The 26,148-nt window shown below is 66.9% G+C and carries 30 protein-coding genes and 1 tRNA gene; 13 read left to right on the top strand and 18 right to left on the bottom strand.

Annotated elements, in window-relative coordinates; genetic code table 11:
- Positions 1 to 88 precede the first annotated feature (88 nt).
- Positions 89 to 1,555, top strand: coding sequence for an MFS transporter (locus tag K5K93_RS15155; protein WP_261311861.1), 1,467 nt, complete (start codon positions 89 to 91; stop codon positions 1,553 to 1,555).
- Between the two features lie 84 nt (positions 1,556 to 1,639).
- Here the strand turns inward: K5K93_RS15155 and K5K93_RS15150 are convergent, their stop codons facing one another.
- From K5K93_RS15150 to K5K93_RS20300, 5 genes are all read right to left on the bottom strand, one after another.
- Positions 1,640 to 2,092, bottom strand: a complete 453-nt coding sequence (locus K5K93_RS15150; protein ID WP_032952113.1) for a PA2169 family four-helix-bundle protein — start codon at positions 2,090 to 2,092, stop codon at positions 1,640 to 1,642.
- Positions 2,093 to 2,270: 178 nt separating this feature from the next.
- A complete protein-coding gene (locus K5K93_RS15145; RefSeq protein WP_222388312.1) occupies positions 2,271 to 3,335 on the bottom strand; it encodes a prolyl oligopeptidase family serine peptidase in 1,065 nt (354 codons plus the stop codon).
- 77 nt (positions 3,336 to 3,412) lie between these two features.
- Positions 3,413 to 3,712, bottom strand: a complete 300-nt coding sequence (locus K5K93_RS15140) for a hypothetical protein (protein WP_093818087.1) — start codon at positions 3,710 to 3,712, stop codon at positions 3,413 to 3,415.
- Entirely contained in the window at positions 3,700 to 3,915 is a 216-nt protein-coding gene (locus tag K5K93_RS15135; protein ID WP_093818088.1) for a hypothetical protein, read from the bottom strand. Before K5K93_RS15135 ends, K5K93_RS15140 begins: the two co-directional genes overlap by 13 nt.
- 43 nt (positions 3,916 to 3,958) lie before the next feature.
- Positions 3,959 to 4,411 (bottom strand): hypothetical protein, encoded by a 453-nt coding sequence (locus K5K93_RS20300; protein ID WP_261311860.1) that lies wholly within the window; start codon positions 4,409 to 4,411, stop codon positions 3,959 to 3,961.
- 101 nt (positions 4,412 to 4,512) lie between these two features.
- Here K5K93_RS20300 and K5K93_RS15125 point away from each other — a divergent pair, with 101 nt between their 5' ends.
- The gene (locus K5K93_RS15125) at positions 4,513 to 4,815 is read left to right on the top strand and encodes a hypothetical protein (RefSeq protein WP_093818090.1); all 303 of its coding nucleotides are present in this window, start codon (positions 4,513 to 4,515) and stop codon (positions 4,813 to 4,815) included.
- Between the two features lie 17 nt (positions 4,816 to 4,832).
- On the opposite strand, the gene K5K93_RS20295 is transcribed toward K5K93_RS15125, so the two are convergent.
- On the bottom strand, positions 4,833 to 5,345 hold the full coding sequence (locus K5K93_RS20295; RefSeq protein ID WP_261311859.1) for a hypothetical protein: 513 nt from the start codon (positions 5,343 to 5,345) through the stop codon (positions 4,833 to 4,835).
- A 4-nt stretch (positions 5,346 to 5,349) separates the two neighbouring features.
- Here K5K93_RS20295 and K5K93_RS15115 point away from each other — a divergent pair, with 4 nt between their 5' ends.
- A complete protein-coding gene (locus K5K93_RS15115) occupies positions 5,350 to 5,991 on the top strand; it encodes a glutathione S-transferase family protein (protein ID WP_222388311.1) in 642 nt (213 codons plus the stop codon).
- Between the two features lie 120 nt (positions 5,992 to 6,111).
- On the opposite strand, the gene K5K93_RS15110 is transcribed toward K5K93_RS15115, so the two are convergent.
- Complete coding sequence (locus tag K5K93_RS15110) at positions 6,112 to 6,438, bottom strand: nuclear transport factor 2 family protein (protein WP_222388310.1); 327 nt, start codon at positions 6,436 to 6,438, stop codon at positions 6,112 to 6,114.
- Positions 6,439 to 6,525: 87 nt separating this feature from the next.
- On the opposite strand from K5K93_RS15110, the gene K5K93_RS15105 reads away from it, so the two are divergent.
- Both K5K93_RS15105 and K5K93_RS15100 read left to right on the top strand, forming a co-directional pair.
- Positions 6,526 to 6,870 carry a helix-turn-helix domain-containing protein gene (locus K5K93_RS15105; protein WP_154881112.1) on the top strand — a complete coding sequence of 115 codons (345 nt, stop codon included), beginning with the start codon at positions 6,526 to 6,528 and terminating at the stop codon, positions 6,868 to 6,870.
- A gap of 128 nt (positions 6,871 to 6,998) precedes the next feature.
- Positions 6,999 to 7,319 (top strand): hypothetical protein, encoded by a 321-nt coding sequence (locus K5K93_RS15100; protein ID WP_222388309.1) that lies wholly within the window; start codon positions 6,999 to 7,001, stop codon positions 7,317 to 7,319.
- An 18-nt stretch (positions 7,320 to 7,337) separates the two neighbouring features.
- Here K5K93_RS15100 and K5K93_RS15095 read toward each other — a convergent pair whose 3' ends face one another.
- Entirely contained in the window at positions 7,338 to 8,168 is an 831-nt protein-coding gene (locus K5K93_RS15095) for a hypothetical protein (protein WP_222388308.1), read from the bottom strand.
- On the opposite strand from K5K93_RS15095, the gene K5K93_RS15090 reads away from it, so the two are divergent.
- Together K5K93_RS15090 and K5K93_RS15085 are read left to right on the top strand one after the other, a co-directional pair.
- Positions 8,167 to 8,865, top strand: a complete 699-nt coding sequence (locus tag K5K93_RS15090) for a DUF4386 domain-containing protein (RefSeq protein ID WP_222388307.1) — start codon at positions 8,167 to 8,169, stop codon at positions 8,863 to 8,865. The two genes, K5K93_RS15095 and K5K93_RS15090, sit on opposite strands and share 2 nt — an antisense overlap.
- Positions 8,866 to 8,888: 23 nt before the next feature.
- Positions 8,889 to 9,296, top strand: coding sequence for a DUF6326 family protein (locus K5K93_RS15085; RefSeq protein ID WP_222388306.1), 408 nt, complete (start codon positions 8,889 to 8,891; stop codon positions 9,294 to 9,296).
- Positions 9,297 to 9,325: 29 nt separating this feature from the next.
- On the opposite strand, the gene K5K93_RS15080 is transcribed toward K5K93_RS15085, so the two are convergent.
- The 4 genes from K5K93_RS15080 to dtd all read right to left on the bottom strand — a co-directional run bounded on the left by K5K93_RS15080 (position 9,326) and on the right by dtd (position 12,432).
- Positions 9,326 to 9,401, bottom strand: a tRNA-Ile gene (locus K5K93_RS15080).
- Positions 9,392 to 9,757 (bottom strand): hypothetical protein, encoded by a 366-nt coding sequence (locus K5K93_RS15075; RefSeq protein ID WP_222388305.1) that lies wholly within the window; start codon positions 9,755 to 9,757, stop codon positions 9,392 to 9,394. The genes K5K93_RS15080 and K5K93_RS15075 overlap by 10 nt, the downstream gene beginning before the upstream one ends.
- A 293-nt stretch (positions 9,758 to 10,050) precedes the next feature.
- The gene (gene rpoD, locus K5K93_RS15070; protein WP_093818099.1) at positions 10,051 to 11,901 is read right to left on the bottom strand and encodes an RNA polymerase sigma factor RpoD; all 1,851 of its coding nucleotides are present in this window, start codon (positions 11,899 to 11,901) and stop codon (positions 10,051 to 10,053) included.
- A gap of 90 nt (positions 11,902 to 11,991) precedes the next feature.
- The gene (dtd, locus tag K5K93_RS15065) at positions 11,992 to 12,432 is read right to left on the bottom strand and encodes a D-aminoacyl-tRNA deacylase (RefSeq protein ID WP_032976683.1); all 441 of its coding nucleotides are present in this window, start codon (positions 12,430 to 12,432) and stop codon (positions 11,992 to 11,994) included.
- Positions 12,433 to 12,493: 61 nt separating this feature from the next.
- Here dtd and K5K93_RS15060 point away from each other — a divergent pair, with 61 nt between their 5' ends.
- The 4 genes from K5K93_RS15060 (at position 12,494) to K5K93_RS15045 (ending at position 16,755) form a co-directional block, all read left to right on the top strand.
- Positions 12,494 to 13,414, top strand: a complete 921-nt coding sequence (locus K5K93_RS15060; protein WP_025879049.1) for a lauroyl acyltransferase — start codon at positions 12,494 to 12,496, stop codon at positions 13,412 to 13,414.
- Positions 13,415 to 13,488: 74 nt separating this feature from the next.
- On the top strand, positions 13,489 to 14,622 hold the full coding sequence (gene ribA, locus K5K93_RS15055; protein ID WP_222388304.1) for a GTP cyclohydrolase II RibA: 1,134 nt from the start codon (positions 13,489 to 13,491) through the stop codon (positions 14,620 to 14,622).
- A gap of 118 nt (positions 14,623 to 14,740) precedes the next feature.
- Entirely contained in the window at positions 14,741 to 15,217 is a 477-nt protein-coding gene (locus K5K93_RS15050; RefSeq protein ID WP_222391093.1) for a PH domain-containing protein, read from the top strand.
- Positions 15,214 to 16,755: a PH domain-containing protein gene (locus K5K93_RS15045; RefSeq protein WP_222388303.1), complete on the top strand. Its 1,542-nt coding sequence runs from the start codon at positions 15,214 to 15,216 to the stop codon at positions 16,753 to 16,755. The genes K5K93_RS15050 and K5K93_RS15045 overlap by 4 nt, the downstream gene beginning before the upstream one ends.
- 176 nt (positions 16,756 to 16,931) lie before the next feature.
- On the opposite strand, the gene K5K93_RS15040 is transcribed toward K5K93_RS15045, so the two are convergent.
- Positions 16,932 to 17,990, bottom strand: a complete 1,059-nt coding sequence (locus K5K93_RS15040; protein ID WP_093818103.1) for a CDP-glycerol glycerophosphotransferase family protein — start codon at positions 17,988 to 17,990, stop codon at positions 16,932 to 16,934.
- Between K5K93_RS15040 and K5K93_RS15035 the strand changes: the two genes are divergently transcribed.
- Positions 17,989 to 18,795, top strand: coding sequence for a glycosyltransferase family 2 protein (locus tag K5K93_RS15035; RefSeq protein ID WP_032976680.1), 807 nt, complete (start codon positions 17,989 to 17,991; stop codon positions 18,793 to 18,795). The two genes, K5K93_RS15040 and K5K93_RS15035, sit on opposite strands and share 2 nt — an antisense overlap.
- 25 nt (positions 18,796 to 18,820) lie before the next feature.
- Here the strand turns inward: K5K93_RS15035 and K5K93_RS15030 are convergent, their stop codons facing one another.
- From K5K93_RS15030 to def, 5 genes are all read right to left on the bottom strand, one after another.
- Positions 18,821 to 20,107 carry an O-antigen ligase gene (locus K5K93_RS15030; protein ID WP_261311858.1) on the bottom strand — a complete coding sequence of 429 codons (1,287 nt, stop codon included), beginning with the start codon at positions 20,105 to 20,107 and terminating at the stop codon, positions 18,821 to 18,823.
- Between the two features lie 122 nt (positions 20,108 to 20,229).
- Positions 20,230 to 21,942, bottom strand: a complete 1,713-nt coding sequence (locus tag K5K93_RS15025) for a glycosyltransferase family 39 protein (RefSeq protein WP_222388302.1) — start codon at positions 21,940 to 21,942, stop codon at positions 20,230 to 20,232.
- A gap of 22 nt (positions 21,943 to 21,964) precedes the next feature.
- A complete protein-coding gene (rsmB, locus tag K5K93_RS15020) occupies positions 21,965 to 23,296 on the bottom strand; it encodes a 16S rRNA (cytosine(967)-C(5))-methyltransferase RsmB (protein ID WP_222388301.1) in 1,332 nt (443 codons plus the stop codon).
- A gap of 3 nt (positions 23,297 to 23,299) precedes the next feature.
- The gene (fmt, locus tag K5K93_RS15015; protein ID WP_093818106.1) at positions 23,300 to 24,223 is read right to left on the bottom strand and encodes a methionyl-tRNA formyltransferase; all 924 of its coding nucleotides are present in this window, start codon (positions 24,221 to 24,223) and stop codon (positions 23,300 to 23,302) included.
- Between the two features lie 121 nt (positions 24,224 to 24,344).
- The gene (gene def / locus K5K93_RS15010; RefSeq protein ID WP_025879059.1) at positions 24,345 to 24,857 is read right to left on the bottom strand and encodes a peptide deformylase; all 513 of its coding nucleotides are present in this window, start codon (positions 24,855 to 24,857) and stop codon (positions 24,345 to 24,347) included.
- Between the two features lie 128 nt (positions 24,858 to 24,985).
- Here def and K5K93_RS15005 point away from each other — a divergent pair, with 128 nt between their 5' ends.
- Complete coding sequence (locus K5K93_RS15005; RefSeq protein WP_093818107.1) at positions 24,986 to 26,113, top strand: LysM peptidoglycan-binding domain-containing protein; 1,128 nt, start codon at positions 24,986 to 24,988, stop codon at positions 26,111 to 26,113.
- Positions 26,114 to 26,148: the final 35 nt, after the last annotated feature.

The raw sequence follows: 26,148 nt of genomic DNA, 5'->3' as shown, positions 1-26,148 counted from the left end.
GCCTAACGTACTTGAAGAACACCGGCAATGAAACAAACAGTCGAAGTTGCTTGAATGGGCCTTCTCCCTTCCCCCGCCCGAGTACCCGGTGCACCTCTTCCCTCGCCGCAGACCGCCCAACTGGATCCTGATCATCGCCTCGCTCGGCTGCACGATGACGGTGCTGGAAACCAACGCCGTGGCCGTCGCGCTGCCGACCATCGCGCGGGATCTGCAGGCTGACTTCGCCGACATCGAATGGGTGATCAGCTGCTACATCCTGACCTTCACCTCGCTGCTTCTGCCCGCCGGTGCCATCGCCGATCGTCATGGCCGCAGGCGGGTGCTGCTGATCGGCATCGCACTGTTCGCCCTCTCATCGCTGACCTGCGCGCTGGCCCCCACGGCCAGTGCGCTGTATGTGGCCCGAGCGTTGCAGGGCGTGGGTGCCGCTTTCCTGCTGGCCCCATCACTGTCGGTGATCGGCCACCAATTCCACGAGGGCAAGCAACGCGACGATGCCTGGGCCTTCTGGGGCACGGCAATGGGCATGATGATGGTGCTCTCGCCGCTTATCGGTGGGCTGTTGTCCTCGCTGTGGGGATGGCGCTCGGTGTTCATCGCGATCCTGCCCTTCCTCGCCTTCCTGGCCCATGGTGCGATCCGCTGGGTTCCCGACACTGCCGACACGGTGGTACGCCCGCTCGATCCGCCCGGCATCATCACCTTCAGCATGGCGATCTTCGGCATCGTGTTCTTCCTCGTGGAAGGACTCGCGCAGGGATGGACATCGGCGGTGGCCTTGGCCGGCCTGGGCCTGGGCATCGCGATGGCCGCGCTGTTCACCTGCATCGAGCTCACGCGTCGGCATCCGATGGTCGACCTGCGGCTGCTTGCCAGCCCGCGCTTTGTCGGTGCCCTGATCGCCATGGTCGGCTACGCGGTCAGCGCGCAGGTGATGGCCTCGATGCTGCCGCAGTACCTGCAGAACGGCGTCGGCCTGAGTGCACTGGCCACGGGCGCCGGCATGCTGCCGTTCGCTGCGGCGATGCTGCTGTTCCCCAGCGTGGGCAGGCGCCTGGGCAGACGATTGTCGAGCGGGATGGTGCTGGCCATCGGCCTGTCCATCACTGCCGCCGGCAATGCGCTGGCCGGTATCGGTGCATGGCACAACCAGCCGACGGTGGCGCTGCTGGCGATGGTCATCATCGGCGCAGGCGGTGGCATCCTCAACGGCGAAACATCCAAGGCGATCATCGGTTCGGCGCCCCGCGACCGCGCAGGCATGGCCTCGGGCATCAGTGCGACGACGCGCTTCGTCGGCATCCTGCTCGGCTTCACGGTCCTCTCCAGCGCCCTGACCGTCGGCATCCGCGCCGGACTCTCAGCCCGCGTTCCTGCAGATGAAGTCATGCGTCTGGCCGACACCATCGCCACCGGTGCACTGACCCGAGGAGCCCAGGTTGATCTGGCGCGGGCGATCTACAGCCAAGGCTTTGCCGCGTCCCTGTGGACTGCGGCCGCAGCAGCGACGCTGGCCAGCCTGGCCGTTGCCCTGCTCAGGCCACGCGCCTGATCGTAGATGGCAGACGCAGAAACGACCAGGGCAGCACTGGGCTGCCCTGGTCGCGGCGATGTGGGGGACGATCGCCGGATGCGATCAGGCAGCCTTCATCGCATGCTTGCGGTCGCGCATCACCGAGTGGCATTCCTGCACTTCCGGCAGCCACTGGGTCACTTCCTGGCGCACCGCCGGCGGCAGGTCGTTGTCCTTCAGGACGTCCTTGAACGCGCCCAGCAGGCGATCCTCGGACTCTTCAAGTTCGGCCACGTAACCGTAGTTGGTGTCACCGAAGGCCGCACGCACCTTGCCGTAGAACTGCTGCATGGAACCGACCATGGTGCCGTGCTCGGCCGGCTTGCCGCCGGTAGCGGCCACCGAGCTGCTCAGCGAGGACACGATGCGGCCCTTCACGCCGGCGATGCGGACGAACAATGCCGACAGCTCGGCATCCTTCACCTTGGTTGCGGCTTCCTCGTAGAAGGACTTGCCATCACGTGCGATCTCGATCAGGTCGTTGAGGCGATGCTCGATGGTGGACTGGGTGCTCATGTGTAGTCTCCTCGTTGGGGAAAGGACAACAGTGGTATCCGTTGCCTGCCACGCCAGACTGGACGACCGTGCGTGGTTCGCAGGTGAGCACCGATTGATGCGGTGATCATGCTGCCCAACGGCACCCGACCGTCTCACACCGAAGAGGCGGCGTCTTCACTGCACCTGAACCCACTGCTCAGCCGCCTTTGCCCATCAGCCAGCGGATGGCCTGTGGGAAGGAGGTCTTCCAGTCGTCCGGATAAAAATGACCGCCCTCATGGGTACGCGACCGGAGCTCGTTGCCATCGCTGAAAAGGGCGCGGAAATCCGCGCTCATCTTCTGGTTCGCCGGCCCTTCCTGCTCGCCGTTGATGACGAACACCCGCTTGCCGTGCGCGCTGCTCTGCGTGGGCACCGGCTGGCGCCAGCCACCCGGAGACACCAGCAATGCACCGGCATAGTCATCCGGATGCTGCGCCAGCAGCGCGCCGGCATGCTGCGAGCCCTGCGAGAAGCCCATCAGATAGACCTGCTTGCGGTCGATGCACTGGCGCGCGGCCAGTTGCTCCAGCCCCGCCTGCACCACCTTGTGCGTACCCTCATACGGGCCGGTCCAGCTGAAGCTGTCAAACGACTCGCGCATCTCCGTACCGTTGATGCCCAGCAACACCACACCAGCATCGGCCAGCGGCTGCTCGCTGCTGTCCAGGTGGCCGTTGATGCCGTAGCCGTGCAGCCACACCAGCACCGGCGCACAGGCCGACATCGCAATCCCCTTCGAAGGGGGCAGCACCGAGATGGCGCCTACCTTGCCGACCGATACCTTCGCGTAGCGTGCCTGCGTATTGGCCAGCACCTGCTTGAAGAACGGCGTTCCGCGCAGGTGCTCGAAGTCATCGTTGTCGGCCAGCGCGGGCGCGAACCACATGCCACGCTCATCGGCTTGGCGCAGATAGCGCTCGGCCAGCGCATCGTCACCGCGGCGTGCGAACAATGCCGCTGCGTGGTACGGCGCCTGCGCCAACGTGGGGTCTTCGCGGGTTGCGGCCAGATAAAGCGCCAGCGACTGCAGCAGCGTGGCGTCGTCTTCCTCGGCCCGCTCCATCAGGTCCTGCGCATCGCCGGCATTGATCAGGGCATTCAGCACCGGGCTGATCGACTTGAACGCGATGGTCGAGGCGCTGTCCTGTTCCCCGGCGTGTGCGGTTGGCGCGCAGACAGCGAGCGCCAGGACAACAGCAAGAGCAGACAGCTTCGGCATGGGGAATCTTCCGTGATTGCGGCAGCGCGCGGGGCGCGCAGTCTAGCAACCTCCGGGCCGATCAGATCACCCTGCGCTCAACCGTAGGCAGGATGGCTGCCGGTAAGCACGCCCATCGAAAACGCGTAGCCCGCTTCTTCCAGCAACAGCCGCATGCGCAGTTCCGCCCGGCGCGGAACACACAGCCCACTCGGTGCGTACAGCGCATAGACGAAGCCCGCGCCCTCCACGTGCTCGCGGCGGACCGAACAGTCGTTGGTTTCTGCGGCATCGGACCACACGGCGCGCAGCTTTTCCGGGCCGATGGATTGACCGTTGCGCAGGCGGAACGTCAGCCAGCGCACGCCCAGCGGCGGATGGTAGGTCAGGTTAGCCATTGCGCACCTTCAATACGGCGGCGGAGATGGTTCAGGACGTCCGGTTGCAGATCAGGATGCTCGTTGCGCGTGGACGTAGGCAGATCGATGCGGACAGCGCCATTGACCAGCGCGGGGGGATCGGTGTGCAGGTCGATCCACCATCCATCGGGAAGGCGAAGCCCGCGTCCGTCCCTGTCATAGAGGTTGATCTGAAAAGACATGACGCTCGCTCCCGTTGGAGTTCGAGCATACGCCTGCGCAATGTCAATCCAGACTGCGACCCGCCGACGCGGTGTCCTCGACCCGCTTGGCACACACGAAAACGAACGCCTCGTCCTGTTGAACCTTCAGGAACGAATCCAGCCAGCGTGCCGCAGCACCGCGGTTGCCGATCACGCCCCCGAGTTCTTCGGTAAGGCAACGCGCGCACTCCATCCCACCCGGACTGGGGGCCTGGCAGGCGCGGCAGCGCGCCATCGTCGTCGTTCTTGCCGGACGGCACTGGTACATGATCTTCGTCATCAGGCTTACCGCACGGGCATGGGACGACATCAGCAGGCTCCCCGAACGTTTCCATGCTGGGCTGCCGGCCCGGTTCCGGCCGAGGCCTTGGTGCGATCGGTCCGGCCTTGCGGCGGATTGTTGTTCATGGCCGCGCTCCACCGCAGCGATCTGCTGCAGCGTCAGTGTGCGCCGCGTCCGGTTACGCAACTGCATGAAAGCCGAAGATTAATGAACGAGCGCCATGGGCAACGCTGCGCGCACACAGGGTACTGACATGCACAGGTGTACGTTGGCGTTCCAACAGGAGAAGTCTCATGGAACGCATCACGAACAAGGACTTTGTTGACGTCGAACGCGAGCTGCAGCATTGGCAGGCTGCGTTTCAGACGGGCGATCTGCCCGCCACCAACTTCCGCCATGAAGTCGCGCCGGTCATCCGCCTGGCGTGCGACATCTATGTCCGCAACCCACACGGCACGCGCACGGCGTGGCTCACCGACCTGCAGTCACGCCTCGCACTGCGCGCCAGCCTGCGTGGCCATCCGGGATCGGCGGAAATGGCGATGGGCTGCTGGGCCCGCCTGTCCGGGCCGGCATTGGCCCCGCAAGCGGCCTGACACCAGCTGCAGGCACATCACTCCTCGCCAGCGAGCTGGTTGCCTTCCTGCATCAGCTGATCATTCAACCGGTTCACCAGCGCGATGACCGCGTCTGCCAAGGCACGCGCATCGGCGATGGAGCCATGGAAGGCAATGCGGGTGCCCTCCACCCTCACCTCCGCCAATGACAGCTGCGACGCCAGCGTCGCGCAGTGCTGCAGGAAGCGGCCGGTCCACCGCTCATCCGGTGCCTGATCAAGCAGCGCGGTGATGGCTTCATCAGCAGACGCATCGACCTGCTGGTGAAGCCGTGGCACGTCGAACCCAACGATGCGCGGCAGCTTGGACGTGCTCACGTACTTTCCCCGGACTGTGCTGGACGTCAGTATCGCGTCACCGACCCTCCTGGGCGAATCGTCCGACGTGAACCGTTCATCCGGGGCGGCGATGCCGGGCCCCTCGCTTGGCGAAGGGGTGTCGATTCCCGACCCGTCCGCGCGTCGAGAGAGGAAAGGCCAGCCAACCTGGCAGCCAACGCCGATGGACATCCTGATGACACCGATCCTGACCGCATTCAAGCATTCCCCGGACCGCGGCCAGGGGCTGGCCCGCGACATGCGCGTGCGCTGGGCGCTGGAGGAGCTGGGCCTCGTTTACGACGTCCACCTGCTCTCTTTCGAGGAGATGAAGCAGCCGGCGCACCTGGCGCGGCATCCGTTCGGTCAGATCCCCACCTACGAGGACGGCAACGGGGTGCTGTTTGAATCAGGCGCGATCCTGCTGCACCTGGCCGAACAGCACCCCGGGTTGCTGCCCGCCGACGCGGGTGCGCGCATGCGCGCGATCGCCTGGATGTTCGCCGCGCTGAATACCGTGGAGCCGCCGATCGTCGAACGCTCCATGGCGTGGGTGCTGGAACGCGAACAGCCCTGGTACGCGCAACGGCTGGTGATGCTGGACGAGCGCGTGCGCAGGCGGCTGAGCCAGCTGTCCGCCCGGCTGGGCGATGCACCCTGGCTGGACGGAGACTTCAGCGCCGGCGATCTGCTGATGGTGTCGGTGCTGCTGCGGCTGCAGAGCAGCGGCATCGTTGGCGAGTATCCAGACCTTGCTGCCTACGTTGACCGCGCGACCGCGCGGCCAGCCTACCAGCGCGCCTTCGCCGCACAGCTGGCGGTGTTCCAGACCCCGTAGCTCCACCCCGCTCCCAGTAGCTCCACGCCATGCGTGGAGTTCGCCATCCATTGGTACTGCTACGCGTCAATCGGCAACTATCGGCGTGCCACCCGATCTCCGGAAGCAACCGCCACTGGATCAGTGGATATCCAGCGCGACGATGCCACCCCCTTCCAGGGTGAACGCGTGTGTCAGCACCACCGGGCTGCCCGGGAACGTGCCGCCGACCTGTGCAGACACGATGTGGCGACCGTCCTGCACGTGCAGCTGCAGGGGGACCACGTGTTGCTGGTAGGCCGCACGCGTCTGCGCCACCCAGGCGGCAATCGCCGTGTGTCCCTGGTGCTGCTGGCGCTCATCGCGCACCGTCGCGTCTGCGGCAAAGCACTGCTCTACGTGCGCTCCTGGCTCGCCATTGGCCAGCAGGAAATAGCGGGACAACGGCGCGGGAAGATCAATCGACATCGCAGGCACTCCAGGCGGGACTGGCGCTATTCTCGAACCGCACCGTGGCCGCCACAAGAACGCACCCGAAGGTAAGTGACCCACCCCATGAGAAAGGCCTATACCCCTGAGACCGCCGCCGCGGACGTGACCCGTGCACTCGCACTGCTGGAAGGCCGCTGGAAGTTGTTGATCCTCTTCCACCTGTTCGACGGCAAGGTGCAGCGCTACTCCGACCTGGAGCGGCTCATCCCCGGCATCTCGCAGAAGATGCTGGCGCAGCAGCTGCGTGCACTGGAAGCCGACGGCATCGTGCTGCGCACGGTGTATCCGCAGGTGCCACCGAAAGTGGAGTATCGACTGAGTGCGTGGGGGCAGGCACTGTGCCCGGCACTGGACGCGCTGCTGCTGTGGCAGGAGCAGAAACCAGCGGCAGGCGAGCCATCGGCATGACCATTTTCAGCGCAGCCACCATGCTGCTGCGAATGGTGAACACCCCGTAAAACGGCCATCGCGCGTGCCGCCACGCGCACTGCACCATCACCTACGCTCAGGTTCCGTCCCCCGCCTGGAACCGGATCATGCCTTTGATTGCCATCGCGCTTGCCTCATCACTGTCCGCCCTGCCCGACATCGGCTGGGAGCGCGAGCGGGCCGAAGATGCCCACCAGCTCATGCTGTGCCAGATCCACCGCGACCAACTGGAAGATCGCGGGGAGAAGTCGCAGACCTACCAGCAGGCCAAGGCCGTCTGTGATCTGCTCGCCCGCGAGTACAAGCAGAACTGGGATTTCGACGCCCACGATGCGCTGGCGGCGGAGGCAGTGGATTTCTTCGACCTCGTGCAACGCGGTGAGGCCACGGCAGTGCCACCGCGCAAGTCCGATCACGCTCTCGAGTGATCGCCGCCCTGTTGAAGATCAGAGGATGACGGCAGCAAACAGGCCGACAACCCCGATCGTCGTCAGCAGGAACGAGACCACTACCGCGCCGAGCGCACGCAGCGCTGATCCTCCATTCAAGGCCACGAAGGCCCGCATGCGGGCCCACAGGTACCACGCCACCGCCAGCACGCTGATGCAGGTCGCGGTGAACGGGCCAGCCTGTGCCGGGGACGCGGCTGCCGCCTGTGACAGCGCGAGTGCCACCACGAAGGGGCATGCGATGAACGCCTGGATGGAGAAAGGCTCGCGCAGCGTCTCGCGGTTCACGGGCAACCGCTGGCGCCGAAGCGTGCCCAGTGCCGCGCCGAGCGCGTACACGCAGAACACCGCAGAGCGGGTGAGCAGCAGCCCCTGCTCGCTGCTGAAAAGCAGCTGCCCTACCGGCGTACTGAGTCGAGGCGAGGACATGCGCATCGCCATCTCCAGCGCATGGGCGGCGGCCACCGACAGGATCAACATCAGCACCGGGCTGATCGCATCGGAGAACCTTTGGTCGGGATCCTTGCCGAGCTCGCGGCGGGTGTAGAGCGCAACCTCGCCGGGATGAATCAGTACCCGCCAGAACATCCGCGGATAGAACACCAGCCAGCCGACCAGCTCGTAGAGGAATTCTTCCAGCGATCGCAGCAGTCGTATGAGGTCCATGACCGCTGTGGATAGCGTGCGGGGCGTGAAGCCGGGATCACGGGCGGGGGCGCGGCACCTTCGATGCCAGCTGTCCCCCTGACTTCTGGCAGTCACCGTCGGCCGATGCTTCTCGTAGCGTGCGGGCTGCCCACCTTCTGGGCCTGTGCGGGTACCGGACATGGCAACGGAACGTGCAATCAGCCGCAGCGCGGGTGCGGTGTACCTGCTGGTGGTGGTCACCGGCATCTTCAGTCTGGGCTATGTGCCGGGGCAGCTGCGCGTCGCGGGTGAGCCACAGGCAATGCTGGGCAACCTGGTGGCCCACCAGCAGCTGTTCCAGTGGGGTATTGCCGCCTTCCTGGTCGAGCAGGTCGCCTTCCTGCTGCTGCCCCTGGTCCTGTTCCGTTTGCTGCAGCACGTGCATCGCGCCGCAGCGGTGGCGATGGTTGCGTTTGCCGTCACGGCGGTGCCTATCGCGCTTGTTGCTGCAAGCCATCGGCTGGATGCACTGGCGGTGCTGACCGATACCCGCTTCAGCGCACTGGTTGCCCCTGAGGTGCGCAATGCGATGGCCCTGCAGTCACTGCAGTCCTGGAGCAACGGCGTCCACATCGCTTCATTGTTCTGGGGTCTGTGGCTGCTACCGTTCGGCTGGCTGGTCCTCAAATCCGGCGTGCTGCCGAAGGTCTTTGGCGTGCTGTTGATGCTGGGCTGCCTGGGGTATGCGGCCAACGTGTTCGGCGAACTGCTGATACCCGGCTATGCCGAAATGGCCTTCTCCAACTACGCGACCGCGCCCGCATCGCTGGGCGAGATCGGCATCTGCCTGTGGCTGCTGGTGGTCGGTGTGCGTGCACGCGTACGCGCGACAATCTGACGCTCCCATCCGAGGATTTCCCGATGGCATCCGGCGCACTGCACGACATCCGTATCCATGTCCGCTTCAAGCTGTCCGCGCTGTGGGCGGCACTGATGTTCTGCTACATCTACGGCGACTATTTCGGCCTTTACGTGCCAGGCAAATTGCAGGGCATGATCAACGGCGCGGGCCCGGTCGGTCCGGTCAATGAGGGCACGCTGGTTGCCACGGCATTGATGCTGGCCATCCCCGGCCTGATGGTGGCGGTATCCCTGCTTGCGCCGGCCCGACTGACTCGATGGCTGAACATCCTGTCGGGGCTGTTCTACACCGCGATCATGGCGCTGACGATGCCCGGCGCCTGGTGGTTCTACATCACCCTGGGAGTGATCGAGATCGTGCTTTCGATGGCGATCTGCGTACTGGCCTGGCGCTGGCCTAGGGTGTGATGCAACGGAGAGTCATCGCGCGATCAACGTGGTGGGCCCACCAGGATTCGAACCTGGAACCAAGGGATTATGAGTCCCCTGCTCTAACCGTTGAGCTATAGGCCCTGCGCAGCGTCACAGTGTAGTGGAGCACGGCCGGAGTCGGCTACTCGGTCGGCAGCAGCAAGCGCCTCGCCAACACGCAGCAACCGTCGCTCTGCCATCCCCGCCAACCGCTCCCTCTCCTGCAGATGCGCCTGGAACAGCGCCACCGCCTTCATTGCGCTCTCCAACCCCGTCCGGTTGCCACCGGCAAACCCCGCAACCAACTGTTCTCCCGATTGCGTCAGCAGCGCCAGCGTGGCCCGTCGGGCGAAGCCCAGCCGATCCTCCAGTTCGTCCTGCATGACGTCCTGCCACGTCATCAATGGCGGGAAATCCAGGGCAGCAACAACAGGCGCATCATGTTCAACAGCCTTCATGGCCAAGCTCCAATGCTCAACAGGGGTGATGCCGCAGATACACGCGTTGCACGTGTCCCCGCAGCGCGTCCGCCTCGGTGCCGGTGATCCGGCCCGCCCACGAGGTGTGTTGAGCACCTGAATCACCAGCGTGCGTCTGTCATCTCCGCACGTCAAAGGGCGGATGCGTCATCACCAGCCGCGGCCGAGCATGGCCACGACTCCACACCGGATCCCCCAAAGAAAAACCCCGCCAAGGCGGGGTTTTTCTCGACAGAAGCCGTTGCCGAGCATGGCTCGGCACTACCTGGAAATCAATCGATATCCAGGAAGCTGCGCAGCTGCTCCGAACGGCTCGGGTGACGCAGCTTGCGCAGGGCCTTCGCTTCGATCTGGCGGATGCGCTCGCGGGTCACGTCGAACTGCTTGCCGACTTCCTCGAGGGTGTGGTCGGTGTTCATGTCGATGCCGAAGCGCATGCGCAGCACCTTGGCTTCCCTCGGGGTGAGGCCGGCCAGCACGTCGCGCACGGTTTCAGACAGGTTGATGTTGGTGGTGTTCTCGATCGGGGACTCCACGTTGGTGTCCTCGATGAAGTCGCCCAGATGGGAATCCTCGTCGTCGCCGATCGGGGTTTCCATCGAGATCGGCTCCTTGGCGATCTTCATCACCTTGCGGATCTTGTCTTCCGGCATGTCCATTTCCTTGGCCAGCTCCTCCGGCGTAGCCTCGCGGCCGTACTGCTGGAGCATCTGGCGGGAAATGCGGTTCAACTTGTTGATCGTTTCGATCATGTGCACCGGAATACGGATGGTGCGCGCCTGGTCGGCGATCGAACGGGTGATGGCCTGGCGGATCCACCAGGTCGCATACGTGGAGAACTTGTAGCCGCGGCGGTACTCGAACTTGTCCACGGCCTTCATCAGGCCGATGTTGCCTTCCTGGATCAGGTCGAGGAACTGCAGGCCGCGGTTGGTGTACTTCTTGGCGATGGAGATCACCAGGCGCAGGTTGGCCTCGACCATTTCCTTCTTGGCCTTGCGCGCCTTGGCTTCGCCGTAGGCCATGGCACGGCTGAGTTCCTTCAGCTCGTCCAGGTCCAGCAGGGTGACCTTCTCGATGTCGATGGTGGCCTGCTGCTCGGACACGATCTGGTCCTTCACTTCACGCAGCGCCGAAGACCACTTCTGCTTGCGCTTCAGTGCGTCTTCCACCCACTCCAGGTTGGTCTGGTTGCCTTCCCAGGAACGGATGAAGTCCTTGCGCGGCATGCGGGCAGTGACGGTGGCCAGGTTCAGCACGCGGCGCTCGTGGGCCTTGATGCTGCCCATGGTGTCGCGCAGCTGCTTGGTCAGCACGTCGGTCAGCGGCAACGGCAGCTTCAGGGTGACGAACACCGCCGACATCTCCTCGCGGAGCTTGGGCAGGTTCTTCTTGTCGCCCTTGGCGGCAGCCTTCTTGAAGGCGTTGAGGGCATCGCCCAGCGCCTGCATGCGCGCAGCCACTTCCTCCGGATCCGGACCGGTCGGTGCGGCTTCTTCATCGCCGCCGTCGACATCGTCTTCTTCCTCGTCGGCGTCGGCATCGGCGTCGTCCGCGTCATCGGCCACCACAGCGGCCGGGGCCGGCACGTCGTCGGTCAGGTCGTTGAAGCCGACGATCACTTCGGCAAGGCGCTTGCGGCCTTCCTTGTGCGCTTCGTAATCGGTCAGCAGCGATTCGACCGACACCGGGAACTGGCCGAGTGCGGCCTGGACCTGGGACAGGCCTTCTTCGATGCGCTTGGCAATGGCGATTTCGCCTTCGCGGGTCAGCAGCTCGACGGTACCCATTTCGCGCATGTACATGCGCACCGGGTCGGTGGTACGGCCACCTTCGGTGTCGAGCGCGCTCAGCGCGGCGGCAGCTTCTTCGGCTGCGGTGTCGTCGACCTCACGGTTGCCCGTGTTGCCGTCGTTGAGAAGCAGGGTTTCCACATCCGGAGCAACTTCATGGACATCAATGCCCATGCCGTTGATCATGCCGATGATGTCTTCGATCTGTTCCGGATCGACCATGTCGTCGGGCAGATGGTCATTGACTTCGGCATAGGTCAGGTAGCCCTGTTCCAGGCCCTTGCTGATCAGTTGCTTGATTTCGGATTGGGCAGGACGTTCGTTGGCCATGTAGTGCTCGCGCCACCGGCTGGGGGGAAATAGGGAACGTAGCATTATACCAGCCCGGGGCCCGGCCTGCCGGGCGGTGGTCCCGGCGGCCTAGGGCCTGAGGAGGAAGGTCACGGGACCGTCGTTGACCAGGCTGACGACCATATGGGCACCGAAGCGGCCCGTTTCCACCCCCGGCGCGTGATTTTCACGACAGATGTCGACAAATCGATTGAACCCGCGTTCAGCCTCCTGCGGCGGTGCCGCGCTGGTGAAGCTCGGCCGCATGCCGGAACGGGTATCCGCGGCCAGGGTGAACTGGCTGACCAGCAGCAGGCCGCCGCCGGTATCACGCAGCGAGCGGTTCATTTTTCCGGCCTCATCTGCAAACACACGGTAGCCGAGCAGGCGTTCGGCCATCCGCTGCAACTGGGCCTCGGTATCGCCCGGTTCCATGCCGACCAGGGCCAGCAGGCCGGGCCCGATCTGCCCCACCGCCTCACCTTCCACATGCACGGCAGCCTGGCTGACACGTTGAATCAGGACGAGCATCGGCGGGCTTCCAGGCAAGGGGCCGGCCACGATAGCAGCGCCCTTGGCTAAACTGGGGCCGATGAATCCACACCGCAAAGCCCGGCTGGTCTACCGCGCCACCACCCTGTTCGCCCGCCTGCCCTGGCCGTTGCTGCGCGGGTTCGCGCGCGCCCTGGCCTGGACGTGGGTGCGCCTCGATGCCCGCGAGAGCCGCGTCACCCGCCGCAACCTGGAGCTGGCCTACCCCGAGCTGGACGCACCGGCACGCGACCGCCTGCAGCGCGAACTGCTGCGCTCCACCGCCCTGCAGGCCATCGAGACCCTGCGCCTGTGGAGCCGGAAGCCCGCCGACAACCTGCGCCTGCACCTGAAGGAGCGCCACGGCCAGGCCCTGTACGACGCGGCCCTGGCCAGCGGCAAGGGCGTGATCGTGGCGGCCCCGCACTACGGCAACTGGGAGCTGCTGAACCAGTGGCTGGCCTCGCGCGGGCAGATCGCCATCGTCTACAAGCCGCCGGAGGACGAGGCCAGCGATGCCTTCCTGCAGATCGTGCGCGGCGGCGACAACGTGCAGCAGGTGCGGGCCGAAGGCCCGGCCGTGCGCCAGCTGTTCAAGGTGCTCAAGGACGGCGGTGCCACCGGCATCCTGCCCGACCAGCAGCCCAAGGCCGGCGACGGCGTGTTCGTGCCGTTCTTCGGCGTGCAGGCACTGACCATGACCCTGGTCAACCGCCTGGCTGAGCGCACCGGCGCGACCGTGCTGTATGGCTGGTGCGAGCGCATCGGCCCGGACATGGAATTTGCCCTGCACATCGAGCCGACCGACCCGGCCGTGGCCGATCCGGACCCGCACGTGGCGGCCACCGCGCTCAACGCTGGCATCGAACGCATCGCCCGCCGCGACCCGGCGCAGTACCAGTGGACCTACAAGCGCTATACGCTGCGGCCACCGGGCAGCGGCGAGGAAGACCCGTACGCGACCGACGAACATCCGCACTGAGAGCCGCTGCACCGGCCTGCGACACACCGCCGCAGCACGTTGAATACGACGCTGGCGCCCCCATAGAGACACCGATGTCCGCCTCCCCCGGTCCTGCCATGTCTGCTCCCTCCCTGTTCGGTGATCCGGCAGCGATCCGCTGCGAGCGCGCCGTCGCCGAACTGCGCGCCGGTCGCCCGGTCCTGCTCCACGATGGCCAGGGCCAGCGCCTGGCGGTGATCGCCCTGGACAGCGCCACTGCCAGCAGCTTCGCCGCCTTCGCCAGTGCCGCGCGCGAGCGCCATTACCTGTACCTGACCGCCACCCGCGCCCGCGTGCTCGGCGTGGAGGCACCCGAGGGCGCACGCCTGCCGCTGGCCGGCGTTGCCTTCGATGCCCTGCCCTCGCTGGGCTACCTGCGCGAACCCGGACCGATGCCCGCGGCCTGGAGCGCAGGCGATGCGTTCGATGCCGGCGCGGTGGAGCTGGCCCGGCTGGGCCTGCTGTTGCCAGCGATGGTGGCCGTGCGCCTGGATGCAGACGACACCACGTTCGATGGCGCGGCCGAGGTCGGCCTGTGCGATCTGGCCGAAGGCGCCGCGCACGCCGCACATGATTACGAACTGGTGGCGCGTTCTCCGGTGCCGCTGCGCGACGTCGGCATGACCACCTTCGCGGTGTTCCGCGGTGGCGTCGCCCAGCGCGACCAGGTTGCGATCATCGTCGGCGAACCGGACCTGTCCGCCGTGGTGCCGGTGCGCGTGCATTCGTCCTGCCTCACCGGCGACCTGTTCGGTTCGCTCAAGTGCGATTGCGGCGACCAGCTGCGGCGCGGCCTGCGCAAACTGAAGGAACTGGGCGGCGGCGTGCTGCTGTACCTGGACCAGGAAGGCCGCGGTACCGGCATCGCCGCGAAGATGCGCGCCTACGGCTACCAGCATGACGGCCTGGATACCATCGACGCCGATGCGCAGCTGGGCTTCGGCGCCGACGAGCGCCGCTATGGCAGCGCGGTGGCGATGCTGCGCGGACTGGGTGTATCCCGTGTTGCCCTGCTCAGCAACAACCCGACCAAGGCACAGCGCCTGCGCAATGCCGGCATCGAAGTGCTGGACTGCATTCCGGTCACCGGCGAGATAACCGCCGAGAACGAGCACTACCTGCGCACCAAGGCCGACCGCGCCGGCCATCTGCTGGATGTCGACGCGCTGATCCAGGCCGCCCAGTAACGCGGGCGACCTGCTAACGTCTGCGCGGTGCGGCCATCACCGCGCCTGCCCGCCCTGCTGCCCGACGGACGCCCGCGTGACCGAACTGCCACTGCCCTTGCCTGTTGCTGCCGCCGACATGCCCCTCGACCACTGGCAACCCCTGCCGCGGCGCGCTGCCCGGTTGGCGGCGCTGGAGGGCGCCTTCGGCGGACTGTTCATCCCCGGCGCACCGCTGGCGGCCCTCTGGTGGTTCTTCGATCTTCCCGGTGGCCCGTGGGCAGCGATGCTGGGCCTGCTGGTCGGCCTCGTCTTCGGCGCCTGGATCGGCCATCGGCGCCTGACCCGCACCCGCTGGCGGCTGGACGCACAGGGCCTGGGCCTGCGCCGCGACCTGATGTGGCAGCTGGAGACACGCATTCCCATTTCGCGCGTGCAGCACCTGGACCTGCGTCGCGGGCCCCTGGAGCGGCGTGCAGGCCTGGCCACGCTGATCGTGCACACCGCCGGCACCCGCCTGAGTGCGGTCACCGTCAGCGGCCTGGACGAAGCCGATGCCGAGCGCCTGCGTGACACCCTGGCCCATCAGCTCGACCAGGACGCCGACGCCCTGTGAGCCTGCCCCCGCCCCTGCCGCCCTCGCTGCCCAGCGGTGGCGACGAGCATCGCCTGCATCCGTGGTCGTGGCTGTTCGTGCTGCTGATGCAGCTGCGCCACTATTTCCTGCCGCTGGTCGCGTTGCTGGTGTTCGGCCAACGCGGCGACCGCGATCCGATGTGGGCACAGTTGATCCCGTTGACCGCCATCGCCGCGCTGGTACTGGTGTCGGTGCTGCAGTACCTCAGCTACCGCTATCGCATCGGCAACGATGCGATCACCGTGCGCAGCGGCCTGCTGGCGCGCAACCGGCGCGAGATTCCCTTCGCCCGCATCCACAACGTGGAAGTGCGGCAGAACCCGTTGCACCGGTTGTTCGGGGTTGCCGAACTGCGCCTGGAATCGGCCGGCGGGGTGCGTCCGGAAGCGGAGATGCGCGTGCTGCGGCTGGACCAGGCGTTGGCCCTGGAACAACTGGTGCGCCAGCGTGGACAGGCGCCCCAGCCGACGCCGGGCGACGCGCCGGCTGCCGATGTCGTGCCATCCGACGACGAGCAGGTACTGCTGCACCTGTCGAGCTGGGACGTGCTGCGCATGGGCCTGCTGTCCAACCGTGGCTGGGCGCTGGCGATCGCCGCCTTCGGCGTCCTGTTCCAGACCGTACCGCGCCCGGTGATGGACGATGCCATCCAGCGTGGCGGGCGCGAGGCCTTCGGCTACGCCAGCCACCTGCATGCCGGGGTGACCGGCGGGCTGGTGCTGTTGGCGGCCGCGTTGCTGCTGGGCTGGCTGCTGCTGCGCGTGTTGTCGGTGGTGTTGACGCTGCTGCGCTACCACGGCTTCACCCTCAGCGAGCGCGAGCGGCGCCTGACCGTCTCCACCGGCCTGCTCAGCCGCACCCGCAGCAGCGTCGCGCGCCGCCGCATCCAGGCATGGACGCTGGGCGAGAGCACCCTGCAACGCTGCTTCGGGCTGCGCCAGCTGCGTATCGACAGCGCTGCCGGTGGCCCCTCGCGCGACGACGACCGCGCGCTGCGCGAACTGGCACCGCTGGCTGGCGCAAGCGCCTGCGATGGACTGGTGCGCCACCTGCTGCCGCAGCTGCAATGGCCGCCGCAGCAGTGGCAACCGATACCGCAACGCGGATGGTGGCGATTGTCGCTGTCCACCTTGCTGGTGGTGCCGTTGCTGACCGCCGCGCTGTACTGGCGCTGGGGCCTGCCGGCCCTGGCACTGCTGGCCTGGCTGCCGGTCAGCCTGTTGATCGCGCACCGGCAGATGGTGCGGATGGGCTGGCACCTGGATGGCCAGTTCGTGGCGGTGCGCGGCGGCTGGTGGAAGCGCTGGTGGCGCTGGGCCGAGCTGGACAAGGTGCAGGGCCTGCGCCTGCAGCGCTCGCCGCTGGACAAGCTGCTGGGTACGGCCAGCCTGCAGCTGGACACCGCCGGTGCGCATGGCGATGTGGCACTGGCACTGCGCTACCTGCCGCAGGCGCGTGCACAGGCGTTGATGGAAGAACTGGCGACGGCGCTGGCACGGCGCAAGCTGCGCTGGTAGCGCGGCCGATCGTTGAACCGCCATCCACGCATGGCGTGGATCTACTTCACCATCCACGCATGGCGTGGATCTACTTCACCACCCACGCATGGCGTGGGTGAACGGTAGTGCCGGCCGCTGGCCGGCAAACGCAGGGCATTCCGGTGGTTGCCGGCCAGCGGCCGGCGCTACCCACATCACCGCTGCGACGGCCCCCAGTAGCCCAGGTCTTTGCGGATCTGCAGGTCGCGCACCCAGCTGCCAAACGGCTTGCGACGCAGCACGCCCATTTCGCCGGACAGGAAATCCTCAGTGGCGGCGATCACCCGCTCGCTGGACAGACCATCGCGATAGGGGTGGATGGCATCGGCGTAACGCACGATCTCCGCCTGCAGCGCCGCGTCGGGCTGCAGCGCGCGCGCCAGCATGGCCGGCAACTGCTGCGGATCATCGAAATCGATCATGTGCGGCTTCGGCACGCGGTTGCGGAAGGTCACCACCGGCTTGTGCTGGACGATGAACTCGGAAACGATCGATGAGGTGTCCGACAGCAGGACGTCGGCGGCGCGCTGGGCAGCCATCACCTGCTCCGGTTCGATGAACCGTGCATTGGCGCCGGCCAGCGCGCGGTAACGTTCGAACAGTTCCGGCGGGCACTTCGGGTGCAGGGTCAGCAGCCAGTAGTGCTGCCCGGCGGCGATGTCGGCGGCGATCTGCGCATGCAGGTGCGGGGCGGCGCTCAAGCGCTCGGTGAAGGTTGAACCGAACAGGATCACCGGGCGGCCGCCGGCTGCACTGCGCAGCGCGGCACTGTCGCCACCGTCGTCGCGGAACAGCGGGTCCAGCTTCGGCCAGCCGGTTTCCGCCACGGCGAAATGGCCCTGCACTGCCGCGATCTCGCGGAACGGCGCGGTGGTGGCAGGGCCCTGCGTGCAGTACAGGTCGAACATGCCGCGCACCCGGAAGTGGCCACGCGCACTGTCGCGCTTTTCCACGTTGAAGCCATGGAACAGCTGCACCTTGGCCCCCGACAGGAAGGTCGGCACCCAGTTGGCCGCGCTGAACACCGCCCGCGGCCGCATCGCCAGGGCCTGCTTCAGGCCGATGTTGGGCACGCCGGGCAGCTGGCTGCCAGCCGCGCCATCTTCGAACCAAGCGGCCACTTCCTGGCCGGAAGCGTGCAAGGCCTGCACCAACGGGGCGAGAATAGGTAGCGCATAGCGCTCCGTCGCAAACAACAGGTACCCGGCCATCATGTCCTCCACGACCGCTCCCATCGAACGGCCTCGCATCTCGGCCTGCATTATCGCGTTCAACGAGGCTGGGCGCATCGGCGACTGCCTGGCCTCGCTGGCCTTCTGCGATGAGATCGTGGTGGTGGACTCGCAGTCCACCGACGCCACGGTGGCCATCGCCGAGGCGGCTGGCGCCCGCGTGCTGCAGCGTCCGTTCGATGGCTTCCGCAGCCAGAAGGCATTCTGCGTCGAGCAGGCCACCCACCACTGGGTACTGTGCCTGGACGCCGACGAGCGCATCAGCCCGGAACTGCGCACGGCCATCGAGCAGGCCCGCGACGGCGGCTTTGCCGGTCATGCGGGTTACCGTTTCGCCCGCCTGTCGGAGTACTTCGGCAGGTTCCTGCGCCACGGCAATGCCTATCCGGACCGGGTGCTGCGTCTGTTCGACCGCCGCCACGGCGGCTGGCGCGGCAAGCGCGAGATCCATGAGGCGGCCAGTGTCGATGGCACGGTCGGCACCCTGCGCGGGGACCTCATCCACTTCCCCTACCGCTCGCTGCAGCAGCAGCTGGCCAAGACCGAGAAGTACGCACGGATGATGGCCGAACACGAGTTCGCGCGTGGCAAGCGGGCCACCCTCGGCAAGCTGGTGCTGGCCCCGGCCTGGCGGTTCTGGCGCGGCTTCCTGTTCCGTGGCGGCTTCCGCGACGGTTGGCATGGCCTGGTATATGCCTATGTGCGCGCCAACTACGTGCGCCAGAAGACCATCATGCTGTGGATGCTGGGCAACGGTCAGGCCGTGTCCGATCCGCCCAACCCCTGAGTGGAGGGTTGAACCTGGCCGGATGCTATCGGGCGATCCCTGCCCGGTGCCGGGCACCTTCCACGATCGACAGGCCGGTCAGCAGGCCAACGATGGTGACGTAGAAGCTGGCGGTCATCTGGTGCGCGAACATCGACTGGGTCAGGCCGCACAGGATGTAGGACACCACCACCATCACACCGGCGGCGGCAGGGCCGCGGAAGGTGGCATGCCCGCTGCGCCGGTGCAGGCGCACGAATACCCACAGGGGCACGCCATATACGGCCAGCAGCAGCAACACGCCCGGCAGGCCCTGGGTAGCCCCCCACTCGGCCAGATCGTTGTGCGCATGGCGCAGGTGGCAGCGGACTTCCTGCGGGTTCTCGCGGCAGGCCGGCACCCGCTTCATGGCCGTGTCGAAGTGGCCGATGCCTACTCCGGTCAGCGGATGATCAAGGAAGGTCTCCCACGCCACCTGCAGGCGCTCGACGCGCGCCCCGGCCGAAGAGTCGCTGTCACCCTGCTCCATGCGCTGCACATCGCTGTGCAGTTCGGACAACCGCACCTGGTGGCGCAGTTCGGGCACCGACAGCAGCAGGGTCGCGCCGATGGCCAGCATGCCGGCAAGCACTGAAAGACGCGCCGCGCCGGTGCGCCAGCGCAGGCTCAGTGCCAGCACCACCAGCAACGCCAGCAGGGCCGCGAACACGCCCCGGCTTCCGGTCAGGATGATGGTCCCGCAACCCGCAGCCATGCCGACGATCACCAGCGACCAGCGCCGCGACGGCCGGCAGAACACCAGCAGCACCATCAGCATCATCACGATGTCGGCGAGCACGATCGCGTTGGTGAACAGTTCGGCGCGTGCCGCACCCTGGAACACCTGCAGTGCCGAAAGCACGAAGGTGCCCACCAGCCCGGCCAATGCACCGCGCCACAGCCAGCGCATGTCCGGGCGCAGCGCACACACCCACAGTGCGATCCACGGGATGACCAGGAAGCGGGATCGATTGTCGACATCGCGCAGGCCCTGTTCGAACAGCACGACCGACACGATGGCCATCAACAGCACCGCCAGCATCAGCCAGCTGAGAACCTTGATCGGCTGCTTGTCCATACGTCGGGCCTGCCACAGCAGGCCGGGCACCATCGCCGTGCTGACCAGCAGCAGCAGCGCGTAGGGCAACAGGTTGATCGGGATGGTCAGCACCAGTGCCGGCATGCAGAACAGGCCGATCTGCGCCAGCCAGTGCGCCGCGCGCGGGAGCTTGCCTGCGGGGACGCCCAGCGGATCGCCGATCGTGGATTCCAGGTTGTGCTGTGAAGCTGCCACGTCGAAAAAGTTCGCTGCAATCCGGCGGAATGAACGGGATCACCGGCACGGCCAATCCCACGCTGACGTTTTACTGCCTTTGCTGTCGCTTGGGCAGTCTGGACAAGCACGGGCCAGGATGGTTATTCCTCACGTTGCAGCCGTCGTTCACGTTCGCGTTCCTCCGCGCTGGCCACGCAGCGGCCCTGCACGGCAGCAGCCGGTACCAGCCACCAGCGGCGGCGATTGGCAATTCCCGCCAACTCGGCGTGGTTGCGGTCGATGCAGGGCAACAGCGCGTCTTCGTGGACCAGCAACCAGCGGCGCCGGGGCGCCAACTGCTGCCATTCCACGGCCGCAGCCAGCTGCGCATCCCAAGGCTCGTTGAAACCGAAGGTGGCTGCCGGGCGGTCGGCCATCAGCAGATTTTGCTCTTTCCAGGCCACCAGTCCCAGCTCGGCATCGGCGCCGATACGCTGGCCGGTGTGCCGCATCAGGCCGCGGGCGGAACTTGAATCATTCAGCAGCGGATAGCCGATCAGGCTGTACAGCACCCAGACGGCAGTCAGGGTCGAGACCAGGGCCAGCTCGCGGCGGGCGCGCCCGAACAGCAGCAGGCTGGCCACACCCCAGCCGCCCATCGCCATGGCTGCCCAGGCCAGAGCGTTCATCTCGCCATTGCCGATGCCCCGCGTCTGCATCAGCCGTACTTCAAAGCCGGGCTTGCCCAGCAGGGCAGACAGACCGGCGGCCAACGTCCCCAGCGACAGCAGCAGGGTGAACGCACCCAGCAGCCATTGCGCATCGCGCCGGCGCAGCAGCCCCGGCAGCAACGGTGCCAGTGCCAGGCAGAACATCGGCAGCGCCGGCAGGATGTAGACGTCGCGCTTGCCATTGGGGATCGAGAAGAACAGCACGATCAGGGCCCACCAGCCCAGCAGCAACAGATAGCGTGCGTCCCGGCGCTGCAGCCGGCGCCGCCAGGCGGGGATCGCCCACGGCACCGCCAGGAAGGCGGGAATCCACATCGACGGCATGGTGCCCAGGAAGTACCACCAGGGCTGGTGGTGATCCCACGATTGCGCATAGCGCTTGGCAGTCTGCCGGAACAGGATGTCGTCCATGTAGGCCAGGTATTCGCCGGAGCGGGTGGCCAGCGCGGTCATCACCATCGGCACCAGCCACAGCGCGATGGCCAGCACGAACGCCAGCGGTGCCAGCCAGAAGCGCAGGTCACGCGCATGCAGCCGCACCCGCGGCCAGTGCAGCACCGAGCCGATCACCGCTGGCACGATCATCAGCAGCGCGATCACGCCCACGCCCTTGGTGATCACCCCGATGCCGGCAAAGAACCAGCCCAGCCACCACCAGCGCCAGGCAGGCCCCAGCAGCAGGTGGCGCAGCAGACCATAGTTGGCCAGGGTGATGAACAACACCACCAGCGGGTCGATCTGCGCCTTCTTCGACTGGAAGGTGAACTGCAGCGCGAACAGCAGCGCCCAGCCAGCGTACAGGCCGACCTGGCGGGTCCACAGGCGCCGGCCGAGGTCGACCACGCACCACAGCGTGCCGAGTGCAGCGATCAGCGAAGGCAGCAGGAACGCCACGCGCCAGTTGCCGATCACGCTGTACAGCGTGGCCTGCCACCACATCAGCATCGGCGGCTTGTCCGAGTACAGCTCCAGCCCCCGGTGCGGGAACAGCCAGTCGCCGCTGTCCACCATCTGCTTGGCGACCAGGGCGAAGCGCGGTTCGTCCGAAGGCCAGGGGTCACGCAGTCCCAGCCCGGCACCCAACACCAGCAGGGCCATCACAACGAACAGCCATGTCTGGCGTGACGCAGGGGTTTTCAGCATGGGGGCTCGGACGGCGGTTGGGTCAGGCCTTTTTTAGCAGACGCGCGTAGAAAAATCCGTCAGCATCGTTTTCACCGGGCAGGCGCTGGCGAGCAATACCGTCACAATCCAGACCAAATGCGTCACCCAGCGCAACCGCTTCCGCATCCGCGTGCCATTTCAGGAAGCCCTTTACCTGATCGACGTTTTCCGCGCGCAGGATCGAGCAGGTGGCATACAGCAGCACACCACCGGGGCGCAGCATCGACCAGCAGGCTTCCAGCAGGCGGGCCTGGATGCCGACCAGCGCATCGATGTCTTCCGCACGGCGATGGAACATCACGTCCGGTTGCCGACGGATGACGCCAGTGGCTGAGCACGGTGCGTCCAGCAGGATCGCGTCGAACGGAATGCCGTCCCACCATGCCCCCGGATCGCTGGCATCGGCCACCTGCACCTGCGCGCCTTCGCCCACACCGGTGCGGGCGAACGTATCCCTTGCGCGCGCCAGACGACGGGCATCGATATCCAGCGCCAGCAATCGCAGGCCGGGGTCACGCTCGAGCAGGTGCGCCGACTTGCCACCCGGGGCGGCACACGCGTCGAGCACGCGGCTGCCTGCCGGCGGCGCCAGCGCGTCGGCTGCACACTGCGCCGACAGATCCTGCACCGACAGCAGGCCTTCGCCGAAGCCGGGCAGCTGGTTCACCGGGACCGGCACGGCCAGCCGCAGCGCATCGGCGCTCAGTGGGCTGGCTTCGGCGGCAATGCCCGCCTCGGCCAGGGCCGCCATCATCTTCTCGCGCCCGCCCTGCTGGCGGTTGGCACGCAGCCACAGCGGCGCCGGCTGCAGGCTGGCGGCGTAGATCGCTTCGGCCTGTGCCGGCCAGTCGCGCTCGACGGCCTCGGCCAGCCAGACCGGAAATGCGTCGCGTGCAGGTTGTTCGGGGAAACCCTCGCGCTGGGCGCGGCGCAGGATCGCATTGACCAGGCCAGCCTGGCGTTCACGGCCGAGTGCGCGCGCAGCATCGACCGTGGCCGACAGCGCCGCATGGGCCGGCAGGGCCAGCACATCCAACTGGGCAAAGCCCACCATCAGCAGCGTGCGCAGGTCGGCGTCGCGCGCGGACAGCGGCTTCTGCATCCACGCCTGCAGGGCAGCGTCATAGGTGCTGCGACGGCGCAGCACCGCAAAGCACAACGCTTCAAGCAACGCGCGGTCGCGGGTGTCGGCCAGCTTGGGCAACGCCCAGGCCAGCTCGGCCTTGAGCGAACGACCGCGGGTGAACACCTGCGCCAGCACGCGCGCGGCCAGCATGCGGGTGGCCGCACCCGGCGCCGCCTTGGCGATGGAGAAATCGTCTGCCTTGCTCACCCGTCAGACCCCCACGCGCAGGTCACGGCGGGCATTGAGGTAGTCGGCCGCAGTGATGGCCTTGCCGCCTTCCCGCTGCAGTACACGCAGGCGCAGCGCGCCCTGGCCGCAGGCGATGTCGATGCCCTCGCGGCCAGCGGCCAACACCGTACCCGGCGCCTGGCCATGCGCCACATCCAGCGCCACCGCGCCATGGATGCGCACGCGCTCACCGGCCAGCAGTGCCTCGGCAATCGGCCACGGGTTGAACGCACGCACCGTGCGCGCCAGCGCTTCGGCGTCCTGCGCCCAATCCAGCTTCGCCTCGGCCTTGTCCAGCTTGTGCGCGTATGTCACGCCCTGCTCAGGCTGCGGCCGTGCGATCGGCTTGATGCCGGCGCGCAGCAGGCCCAGCCCATCGGACAGCACCTGCGCGCCGAGCTCGGCCAGCTTGTCGTGCAGCTGGCCACCAGTATCGGTAGCGGCGATCGGCAGCTCCTGGTGCAGCAGCACCGGGCCCGTATCCAGGCCGGCTTCCATCTGCATAAGGCAGATGCCGGTCCTGCTGTCACCGGCCTGGATGGCGCGCTGGATTGGTGCGGCGCCGCGCCAGCGCGGCAGCAGCGAACCATGCACGTTCCAGCAACCGTGGGTCGGAATGGCCAGTACCGCCTTGGGCAGGATCAGGCCATAGGCCACCACCACCATCAGGTCCGGCTGCAGGTCACGCAGCTGCTGCTGGGCCGCTTCGTCCTTCAGCGTTTCCGGCTGGTACACGGGGATGCCACGGGCGACCGCTTCCAGCTTGACCGGCGAAGGCGCCAGACCACGGCCGCGACCGGCAGGGCGATCGGGCTGGGTATAGACAGCCACCACCTCGTGATGACGCGCGGCCGCGCGCAGCGATGACACCGCGAATTCCGGCGTACCGGCAAAGACAATCCTCATGGCAACCCCACTTGCAGGATGAAATCGTGCAGGAAAAAAAACGGCGCCGTCGGCCGGCGCCATGCGGCCCGCGCGTCACGCGCAGGCGCGGGCCACCCCGAAGGGCGGCCCGGAGCAGCGATCACGCCACGTGCTTGCGCTGCTTGGCCAGCTTCTTGCGGACCATCTCGCGCTTGAGCGGCGACAGATAATCGATGAACAGCTTGCCGTCCAGGTGGTCCATCTCGTGCTGCACGCAGACCGCCAGCAGACCGTCGGTGGTCAACTCCTGCGGCTGCCCCTGGCGGTCGAGGAACTTGACAGTGATGGTGTCGGCACGGGTCACGTCGGCGAAGATGCCAGGCACCGACAGGCAGCCTTCCTGGTACACCTGGCCCCCGTCCTTGGCGACGATTTCCGGGTTGATGAAGACGCGCGGCTCGTTCTTTTCTTCGCTCACGTCGATGACCATGAAGCGCTGGTGCACGTCCACCTGGCTGGCAGCCAGGCCGATGCCCGGGGCGTCGTACATGGTCTCGAACATGTTGTCGAGCAGCTCCTGGAACGCCGGCGTGGTCACTTCGGCGGCATCGATCAACGCAGCCTTGGTACGCAGGCGCGGATCGGGGAACTCAAGGATGGGGAGTAAAGCCATGGCAGTTTCCGGGGTTGGGGCCGGGGTACGCCGGCATACGTCGCAGATTCTAGCTCCAACGCTTGCCTTGCGCCCCGGTTTCTGGACTATAGTGCGCGAACCTGTTGGGGAATCAGGGCTTCACACCTATGTTGCTTCGTTTTCGTACGGTCGTCGCCGCGGCGATGCTGACCGTGGCTGCCTATGCTACCGCCGTGGAAGTGAATGGCGGGCACCCGGACACCTATGTGGTCCGCAAAGGGGACACCCTGTGGGACATTGCAGGACGATTCCTGCAGAAACCATGGCTGTGGCCGGAGATCTGGCAGGCCAATCCACAGGTTGCCAATCCGCACCTGATCTATCCCGGTGACGTCCTCAGCCTGGCCTACCTGGACCGGGTGACGGCCCAGCCCGGCCCGCGCCAGGAAGCTCCGGTGACCGGCGTGCCGCTGGCCCAGGTCGAGCCGTTCCTGAAGCAGCTCAGCGTGGTCGACAGCATCGAGCAGCTGCCCTATGTGGTCGGCCTGGAAGACAACCGCCTGCGCGCCACCGGTGGGCAGACCGCCTATGTGCGCCTGGCGGACGCCCAGGCCGGACAGCGCTGGGCCGTGGTCCGCCCGACCGTGCGCTATGCCCAGCCCAAGCCCACCGAGGACCTGACCGCCAACGGCGATGTCACCCCCGGCAGCGGCAATCTCTGGAAGGCCTTCAGCGCGCCCAACCACCGCCGCGGCATCCTGGGTTACGAGCTGGCGCAGGTCGGCACCGGCACCATCACCAAGGTGGCGGGCGGCAGGACCGAAGCCTCCACTCTGGTCCTGGACAACGCCAGCGGCGGCCGTGAAGTGCGTGCCGGCGATCGTCTGGTGCCGGTGGAAGCCACGCCGTACGACCTGCAGTTCTTCCCGCATGTGCCCGCCGCCGGCGTGGAAGGCCTGGATGTGCGCGTACTGGCGGTCACCGACATGTTCAGCACCGGCGGTCCGCGCGATGTGATCGCGATTTCCGCTGGCCGCGCCCAGGGCGTGGACAACGGCACCGTGTTCTCGCTGTGGCGCCAGGGCAGCCACGTGGCGCACCGGATGAAGTTCCCGGGGTCCTCGCGCATGGACGACTCGGTCAGCACGGGCGCCGGCCGGGTCACCCTGCCGGATGAGTACGCCGCGCATGCCATGGTCTTCCGCACCTTCGACAACGTCAGCTATGCGTTGGTGATGCAGGGTGTGAAGCCGGTGCGTGTGGGCTACAGCGCTCTGCATCCGGACGCGAAATGAACCAGCGCCGGGCCCCGCCCGGCCCCGGCGGGGAG

It is taken from the genome of Stenotrophomonas sp. DR822, assembly GCF_019793815.1.
Classification (GTDB): Bacteria; Pseudomonadota; Gammaproteobacteria; order Xanthomonadales; family Xanthomonadaceae; genus Stenotrophomonas; species Stenotrophomonas indicatrix.
The sequence above is the reverse complement of the archived record's forward strand: the minus strand, read 5'-3'. Positions and strand labels throughout refer to the sequence as shown.

What these genes read in the sequence shown, in the direction of transcription:
- K5K93_RS15150 (WP_032952113.1), bottom strand. Translation starts at nt 2,092, where the DNA reads ATGAGCACCCAGTCCACCATCGAGCATCGCCTCAACGACCTGATCGAG.
- K5K93_RS15145 (WP_222388312.1), bottom strand. Translation starts at nt 3,335, where the DNA reads ATGCCGAAGCTGTCTGCTCTTGCTGTTGTCCTGGCGCTCGCTGTCTGC.
- K5K93_RS15140 (WP_093818087.1), bottom strand. Translation starts at nt 3,712, where the DNA reads ATGGCTAACCTGACCTACCATCCGCCGCTGGGCGTGCGCTGGCTGACG.
- K5K93_RS15135 (WP_093818088.1), bottom strand. Translation starts at nt 3,915, where the DNA reads ATGTCTTTTCAGATCAACCTCTATGACAGGGACGGACGCGGGCTTCGC.
- K5K93_RS20300 (WP_261311860.1), bottom strand. Translation starts at nt 4,411, where the DNA reads ATGCAGTTGCGTAACCGGACGCGGCGCACACTGACGCTGCAGCAGATC.
- K5K93_RS15125 (WP_093818090.1), top strand. Translation starts at nt 4,513, where the DNA reads ATGGAACGCATCACGAACAAGGACTTTGTTGACGTCGAACGCGAGCTG.
- K5K93_RS20295 (WP_261311859.1), bottom strand. Translation starts at nt 5,345, where the DNA reads ATGTCCATCGGCGTTGGCTGCCAGGTTGGCTGGCCTTTCCTCTCTCGA.
- K5K93_RS15115 (WP_222388311.1), top strand. Translation starts at nt 5,350, where the DNA reads ATGACACCGATCCTGACCGCATTCAAGCATTCCCCGGACCGCGGCCAG.
- K5K93_RS15110 (WP_222388310.1), bottom strand. Translation starts at nt 6,438, where the DNA reads ATGTCGATTGATCTTCCCGCGCCGTTGTCCCGCTATTTCCTGCTGGCC.
- K5K93_RS15105 (WP_154881112.1), top strand. Translation starts at nt 6,526, where the DNA reads ATGAGAAAGGCCTATACCCCTGAGACCGCCGCCGCGGACGTGACCCGT.
- K5K93_RS15100 (WP_222388309.1), top strand. Translation starts at nt 6,999, where the DNA reads ATGCCTTTGATTGCCATCGCGCTTGCCTCATCACTGTCCGCCCTGCCC.
- K5K93_RS15090 (WP_222388307.1), top strand. Translation starts at nt 8,167, where the DNA reads ATGGCAACGGAACGTGCAATCAGCCGCAGCGCGGGTGCGGTGTACCTG.
- K5K93_RS15095 (WP_222388308.1), bottom strand. Translation starts at nt 8,168, where the DNA reads ATGTCCGGTACCCGCACAGGCCCAGAAGGTGGGCAGCCCGCACGCTAC.
- K5K93_RS15085 (WP_222388306.1), top strand. Translation starts at nt 8,889, where the DNA reads ATGGCATCCGGCGCACTGCACGACATCCGTATCCATGTCCGCTTCAAG.
- K5K93_RS15075 (WP_222388305.1), bottom strand. Translation starts at nt 9,757, where the DNA reads ATGAAGGCTGTTGAACATGATGCGCCTGTTGTTGCTGCCCTGGATTTC.
- rpoD (WP_093818099.1), bottom strand. Translation starts at nt 11,901, where the DNA reads ATGGCCAACGAACGTCCTGCCCAATCCGAAATCAAGCAACTGATCAGC.
- dtd (WP_032976683.1), bottom strand. Translation starts at nt 12,432, where the DNA reads ATGCTCGTCCTGATTCAACGTGTCAGCCAGGCTGCCGTGCATGTGGAA.
- K5K93_RS15060 (WP_025879049.1), top strand. Translation starts at nt 12,494, where the DNA reads ATGAATCCACACCGCAAAGCCCGGCTGGTCTACCGCGCCACCACCCTG.
- ribA (WP_222388304.1), top strand. Translation starts at nt 13,489, where the DNA reads ATGTCCGCCTCCCCCGGTCCTGCCATGTCTGCTCCCTCCCTGTTCGGT.
- K5K93_RS15050 (WP_222391093.1), top strand. Translation starts at nt 14,741, where the DNA reads ATGCCCCTCGACCACTGGCAACCCCTGCCGCGGCGCGCTGCCCGGTTG.
- K5K93_RS15035 (WP_032976680.1), top strand. Translation starts at nt 17,989, where the DNA reads ATGTCCTCCACGACCGCTCCCATCGAACGGCCTCGCATCTCGGCCTGC.
- K5K93_RS15040 (WP_093818103.1), bottom strand. Translation starts at nt 17,990, where the DNA reads ATGATGGCCGGGTACCTGTTGTTTGCGACGGAGCGCTATGCGCTACCT.
- K5K93_RS15025 (WP_222388302.1), bottom strand. Translation starts at nt 21,942, where the DNA reads ATGCTGAAAACCCCTGCGTCACGCCAGACATGGCTGTTCGTTGTGATG.
- fmt (WP_093818106.1), bottom strand. Translation starts at nt 24,223, where the DNA reads ATGAGGATTGTCTTTGCCGGTACGCCGGAATTCGCGGTGTCATCGCTG.
- def (WP_025879059.1), bottom strand. Translation starts at nt 24,857, where the DNA reads ATGGCTTTACTCCCCATCCTTGAGTTCCCCGATCCGCGCCTGCGTACC.
- K5K93_RS15005 (WP_093818107.1), top strand. Translation starts at nt 24,986, where the DNA reads ATGTTGCTTCGTTTTCGTACGGTCGTCGCCGCGGCGATGCTGACCGTG.